6 protein-coding genes are annotated in these 6,291 nt (G+C 37.6%); 1 reads left to right on the top strand and 5 read right to left on the bottom strand.

All coding sequences use genetic code 11. The features are described 5' to 3' along the window. Nucleotides 1–300: 300 nt before the first annotated feature. Nucleotides 301–537 (bottom strand): integrase core domain-containing protein, encoded by a 237-nt coding sequence (locus J7K93_11800; GenBank protein ID MCD6117692.1) that lies wholly within the window; start codon nucleotides 535–537, stop codon nucleotides 301–303. A 341-nt stretch (nucleotides 538–878) separates the two neighbouring features. On the opposite strand from J7K93_11800, the gene J7K93_11795 reads away from it, so the two are divergent. Beyond that, nucleotides 879–1,634 carry a hypothetical protein gene (locus tag J7K93_11795; GenBank protein ID MCD6117691.1) on the top strand — a complete coding sequence of 252 codons (756 nt, stop codon included), beginning with the start codon at nucleotides 879–881 and terminating at the stop codon, nucleotides 1,632–1,634. Nucleotides 1,635–1,664: 30 nt separating this feature from the next. Here the strand turns inward: J7K93_11795 and J7K93_11790 are convergent, their stop codons facing one another. From J7K93_11790 to J7K93_11775, 4 genes are all read right to left on the bottom strand, one after another. Continuing rightward, nucleotides 1,665–3,296 carry a hypothetical protein gene (locus tag J7K93_11790; protein ID MCD6117690.1) on the bottom strand — a complete coding sequence of 544 codons (1,632 nt, stop codon included), beginning with the start codon at nucleotides 3,294–3,296 and terminating at the stop codon, nucleotides 1,665–1,667. 3 nt (nucleotides 3,297–3,299) lie between these two features. After that, nucleotides 3,300–4,289 (bottom strand): inositol phosphorylceramide synthase, encoded by a 990-nt coding sequence (locus tag J7K93_11785; protein MCD6117689.1) that lies wholly within the window; start codon nucleotides 4,287–4,289, stop codon nucleotides 3,300–3,302. A 14-nt stretch (nucleotides 4,290–4,303) separates the two neighbouring features. After that, nucleotides 4,304–4,873: a class I SAM-dependent methyltransferase gene (locus J7K93_11780; GenBank protein ID MCD6117688.1), complete on the bottom strand. Its 570-nt coding sequence runs from the start codon at nucleotides 4,871–4,873 to the stop codon at nucleotides 4,304–4,306. A gap of 62 nt (nucleotides 4,874–4,935) precedes the next feature. Then, nucleotides 4,936–5,769: a purine-nucleoside phosphorylase gene (locus tag J7K93_11775; protein MCD6117687.1), complete on the bottom strand. Its 834-nt coding sequence runs from the start codon at nucleotides 5,767–5,769 to the stop codon at nucleotides 4,936–4,938. Nucleotides 5,770–6,291 lie beyond the last annotated feature (522 nt).

Here is a 6,291-nt window from a genome sequence, read left to right as displayed (position 1 = left end):
TCCTTATTGATTCAGGATACAATTATCCCCTTACATGAAGACACACTACTACATGATGAAATTTTGAAATGATGTTTGTTCTAAAGATGCGAATGCTGTACTACTTAAAATTTATCATCAACTATTAAAATGTAAGAAAATAAAAACGATCTGTCAAGTGGTTTTTTATAATTCTTATTTTTATTATTATCTTTTTGCTACTTTATTGTGTGGTTTTATTTAATATAGAGCCTCATAGCGCAGATATTCTGCCTTGGTTCAGCAAAAATTTGAATAATCGGCAGTTTTGATTAGTTGTTTTTAAACTGCATACAAAGTTCTTTGCATTTTTCGTTTTTGTTTTGCATTTTCAAGTTTAATTTTTCGTTCTTCATAAATTCGCTGCTGATTTTCCTGAAGCATGTCTCTGGGAGTAACATACCCAATAGAAGAATGGAGCCTTTTATTGCTGTAAATATTGATATATTTTGCCAATTGATTCTCCAAATCTTCTAAATTTAAAAAACTATTCTTCCAAATCAATTTATTTTTGGGCAATTAAATAAAATAATTCATTGCAAATATAATTTTTTACTTGCATTTTAAGAATCATTTTGTTATAATTCTTTTAGCCAAGACAACAAAGAAATACACACCGTTTGTTCTGCAGTACATGCTAATTGAATGCATCAATGATTTTATGCACAACAAATATTTTGTTACCCGTGGGGGGAGATAAAATATCGGGCACTTAAAGAATATTAAATATATTCTCACCCCTATAAAAGTTATTTTAATGTAATTTTAAACTAAAAGCCGGATTTGTGTCTACCGATTCATTGTATGTTCTCATGATTCGCAGAGAATCAAGGCCATATTTTATTTAAAGGAGGATTAAATTGTGGTTTCATAAACCTTCTTCTATATTCAGAGAAAACAATTTAACAGATACTGTTCTTCTCTGCAGTCACAAATTTGAATCTGAATTAATCACAACCATTTTAAAAAAAACTTCAATGGTGAATTTCCTTGGACGTAAATGCCTGCAAGGCCGAACAGATACAAAAACAGTTACAATTGTTATAACAGGGCCGGATGCAGATTTTTATAATTCGACTTTCAAGAATGCTGCCAAAGATTTGTCTGAATCTGAAATAGTTTTTTTCGGAACTTCCGTGTCACTGAACCCGCAAATCTCACTCGGCGATGTTGTTACAGCCTATATTCCATTCTCGTGGAAAATAAAAAGTAACAATACGCCCGGAGATTATATAATTCCAGGAGCAATAAGTGAAATAATGTCAGAAAATGGTAAAAATGAATCTTATTATTCCTATAATTTCAAACACTGGTCAGGCTCTGTTGCAACATGTAATCATAATTCGGAACTGTGTGCCGATCTGCGAAATCTTACAAATGAACCATTAATTGACTGTATAGATGGTTCTTCTGGATATGGCGCAAGAATATGCAGCAGAGCAGGGTTGCGTTTCATTACTGTAAAAGGAATAAGCCATATAGCAGGTTCAACTGATCCGGCAGACAGTATAAACGACAAAATGAAAGCTGTTATTCACGGAAGTTATCTTGTTATGGATTACCTATCATCCGAAAAGACAATTCCTGACTGGCTGGAGAACAGAATAAACGCATAGTATACATTTCTTTTTCCTGTTGTTTATATATTAATCTATCCTGTAAGGGGCATTCCAAAAAAATTTAGTCAGCCCGCGGTCAGTACCAAACCAGATGTAATCATTATCCAGCAGAATCCAGTTTACCAAATTACTAACAAGCCCGTCTTTTGTAGTAAACCTCATCCACCTGTCTTCATTTTTTATGTACTTGATTACACCATTATCAGTTCCGAACCAAACGTTGCCGCTGTCTGCAAGAATAGTATTTATCCTGCCGCCTGTGGGATAGTGCTGAGGAAGAAATCCTTTCCACACTTTTTTTGATAAATCGTACATCTCCACACCGTAATCAGTGCCGAACCATACTTCATTATCATATGTGGAAATTGCAGATACATTTATTACAGGCATTCCCGGATAACCGGATACATACTCCCATCTACCAGTTGTTTTATCAAAGCGGATAATTCCTCTGTCTGTGCCTGCCCACAGATTATTTTTTGTATTCTCCATGCAATAAATTCTTCTGTGCAGTACTGCCTTGTTATGGATCTTTACAATATCCATTGAGGGCAGTAATACTTTGTTAATACCCACATCAGTACCGACATAGATACACGAATCTCCATGAACGAGAGATGTTATCATCTCATCCCACAAATTGTTATTTATATGATAAGTCTTCCACCTGTCCCTGTTCATATCATATCTGACAAGTCCGTTATCAGTACCGAACCAGACAAACCTCTCTCCTGCACTAATTGCGCGGACACTTGTGTTCTCCAATCCTGATATGTAATTCGGCTCAAAATATTTCCACTGATTATCATCCATATTCCAGAAAGTAATGCCTTGTAATTTTGAACCGGTGTCAACTCCGCCCATCCACATACCATTATCTACCCATGCCATAAAATTTATATTATTTGATATAGGCCCGGCCGGTAAAATCATCATATCATCGGACCTTAAATCAGCCCTTCCCGCACCAAGCCCCCAGGTTCCTATCCACATATTCCCGAACTTATCATTAAACCACGTTGTTAATTGAAATTCTCTAAAATATTCATCCTGAATATAGCCGTTTATTAAAAACCTGTATCCTCCATCCATAAAAAACTGAGTCCACACTTTTTTATTTGAATTCCCCCTTACAGGGGACCATCTGACATTATCTTTATCAGCTTCTTCTCTGCCTGATCTTTCAATAAATGATCCGTGAGACTCTATTTTAAAAACATTATTTGAGTCTTTTGCCCACATCTGCTGCTCACCTACTCCGATAATATCAATAGCTGATACTCCATGCTTCCGTATATCTATTAATCTCCATTCAAGAGCTGCAGGCAGATAAAAACACAAATATCTTCCTGAAATACACCATAAAAAACCGGTTGACCTGTCATAAGCAACTGCTTTCACTGTTCCAAAAGGCAGGCCGTCGCTCACAGTAAATGGGTCTGCCCATTTATTGCGGAAAAAATCGTATCGGATTATTCCATTGGTTGTACCAAAATAGATGTACTGATTCCCTTTTGCGACAGAAGTAACATACTTCGCTGACCTGTAAGAGACCCAGTCACCTGACCGAAAATGAATGGATTGCTCAGGCTGCTGCTGGGCGTTTAAACTGTACACAAAACAAACAAATAATGCAGAAAAAATAATTCTCTTATACATTATCTATTCCCCCGATTTTAATTTTAAATCAGTCCTCTCAACATAGTTTTTAAACAGTACAGGATAAATGAACCTTAAAACAATCTGATAAGCAATTATAAAATATATAAGTCCTATTATAAGATCAATAATATAGTGTTCTCCAAGATAAACCGCTGAAAACCATGTGCCGATTGGATATAGCAGCCATAAAGCACGGTTCTTTTTAAATTTTTTCATACCGAAGAATGCAATAACACATGGATAAGCTCCGTGCAGAGAAGGGATTGCTGCAAAAAGATTCGAGTTAAAGGTGTCCCATATAGATTGAAGAAATTTTGTACCTATAAGCTTGTCAAAATTAACAAGGCCTGCTGCGCTGCCCTCAATAAGGCCGGTCGGCTGGGCTAAACCATATCTGTAAACATACCATGGAGGAGCTGCCGGATAAAGCATAAATGTAACAAGAGCCATTATATTAAGGATTGTAATTGTATAAACAAAATGATAAAACAGAGGCCTGTCGGAAGTTGTATGCCAAAAAATCCACCCCAGTACAAGGGGGGCTCCAAAATGTATTGTGTAAAAGTTGGCACCCATAATATCAAGGATTGCCTTCAGAACTCCACCCTGGTGAAGTGCCTGAAAATGCTCAAAAAAGAAACAGGGCACCTGATGCCCGAGAATGCCGCCAAAAATTTTGAGCTCAAGCGTAAACGGAGGAATTACATTAATAACACCGCGTACACTGTCTGCAACACCACGCATCATATCATATGCAATCCAGAAGAATATGAAAGGAGACCAATCTATAAGAAACTGCTTCGAATTCCCTTTCCCCAAAGCGAGAGAAAACACAACAAGAGCAAGAAATGCATGGTCGGGCCTTACATGTATTATCTGATTAATGAGAATAAAGTATATCACAATACCAATCAGCACATATACACGCCATGAATGATCAGGATGCTTCAGCTTTTGATGGATAAACTTAAGTTTTTCTACAATTTTCATAAATTAGTCCCTGTTTAGTTTTTTTGAAAAAGATACTGAACCTGTATAAAACCTGTCATTTTTCTTTTAAGAATTAAGCCTTCTGCTTCCGCAGAAGATATGAACTTATTTTCCCTGTGACAGCGCACTCTCTCACCTGAAACCATACGCAGCCTGTTGAATATATTCGGCTGAGCACGCGTTGTAATAAAATATCCCCCCTTTTTTAGCACCCTGCCTGCCTCTGAAAAAAAGCTGTCCAATCTTTTTATATATTCTGATACGCCTATACTGATAACACAATTAAAATAATTCGAAGCAGCAGGCAGATACAAAGCATCTCCTCTTACAGCAAAAAATCCCTTGCTTCTGCACTGAACAAGCATTGAAAAAGATGTATCAATTGCTGTAATCTGTGTCGAATCAGGGAATAGAGACCCTGCTTCTCCGCTTCCGGAACCTATATCAAGTACAATATCAGCAGCTATTCCTTCTTCATCAATAAGTTTACGGATGTTATCCTTTTCCGCTCTAAGAATCCATTCTATGAGCCGCACATGCCTTATCGCTTCGTACCGTTTTGCCTTAATGTCCCAGAAACTCAAATCAGCCTTTCTTTTTTTTAGATTACTGAAAACTCTTGAGATTTGTCATCATCCGCATTTTTTTAACTGTTTTTGATGATTCTGCAGATAGACTCTTTTAATAATCTGTTAAGGCCTTCGGCTATTCTGTTTGCAGTCTCTTCCACATCGCTGTGGGACAGAGGAGTACTGCTCATTCCTGAAGCCATGTTTGTTACACACGAAATTCCAAGTACTTTTATACCCATATGATTTGCAGCAATCACTTCCGGAATGGTCGACATACATACGGCATCTGTTCCCAGCAGTTTTAACGCACTAACCTCTGACGGAGTCTCGTAACTTGGGCCATGAGTAGCAGCAAGAACTCCCTGGTACAGATTTATTCCCAATTCTGATGCAGCTTCCAAAGCTATATGCCTGTACTCCGCAGAGTATGCCCTGTTCATGTCCGGGAAACGCGGTCCGAACCTGTCAAGATTCGGGCCTGTTAAAGGATCTATTCCCATCATGTTTATATGATCCCGAATCAGCATCATACTGCCTGCAGGAATATCAGGATTTGTACTTCCTGCAGCATTTGTGATTATCAGGGATTTAATGCCCATTGCGCCTAGAACACGTACGCCAAATACAACCTCTTCCGGAGAGTATCCTTCATAAATATGCACTCGCCCCTGTACAACTGCGATAAGAGATTCTTCAACTCTGCCAATTATTATCTCTCCCTTATGCCCTTGCACTGTAGATACGGGCCAGTGAGGGATTGAACTGGTATTAACGGAATACACAGCATCAATTGTGTCTCCATAACTGCCGAGTCCTGATCCCAGAATCACTCCGGCTTTTAGTTTCTTCGGATCAAAATGCCTGTTTAGAAATAATACTGCCTCTTCAATTTTTTCATAGGTTTTCATAATTGTTTAATTTATATTTTTTAATAATAAAATTCAAGTTTAAAAATTATTTACTGTTGAATTTCAAAGATATTACAAACACCGATCTTTGATTTCAGATTTGTTTACCGGCAAACTTCTGAAATCTCAAATCCCCAATCAATATTCGATATTTATTATTTACTGACAAGAGAAATGCCTTAACTTTCAACTAAAAATATTTCTACGGGACTTCTGATTTTCTTTAATCCCACTGCTACAAATATTCCGCCCCTGACAGGGCTTTGGGAGTGTCATTTCGAAGGAGCAGAAGCGACTGAGAAATCTTATTATCTCTCGCAATGCGCGCAACGAACGCAAAGAAAAAATGAAAGTGAATATTGAATAGGTACACTCCCTCCCAAGTTGGACTTGGGAGGGACAGTGTCCGGCTACTGACGGACGTGTCCGGCCACTGACGGATTAGTTAATCCACGAATCCGTTAAGGACCGGATAAATTAACACAAATTAAAAAACAACCATTGATTTTTTTCTCTGACATT

The sequence above is a fragment of the bacterium genome, from assembly GCA_021158245.1.
Classification (GTDB): Bacteria; Zhuqueibacterota; QNDG01; order QNDG01; family QNDG01; genus QNDG01.
Note: the sequence above shows the minus strand (reverse complement) of the source record. Positions and strands in the feature narration are given on the sequence as shown.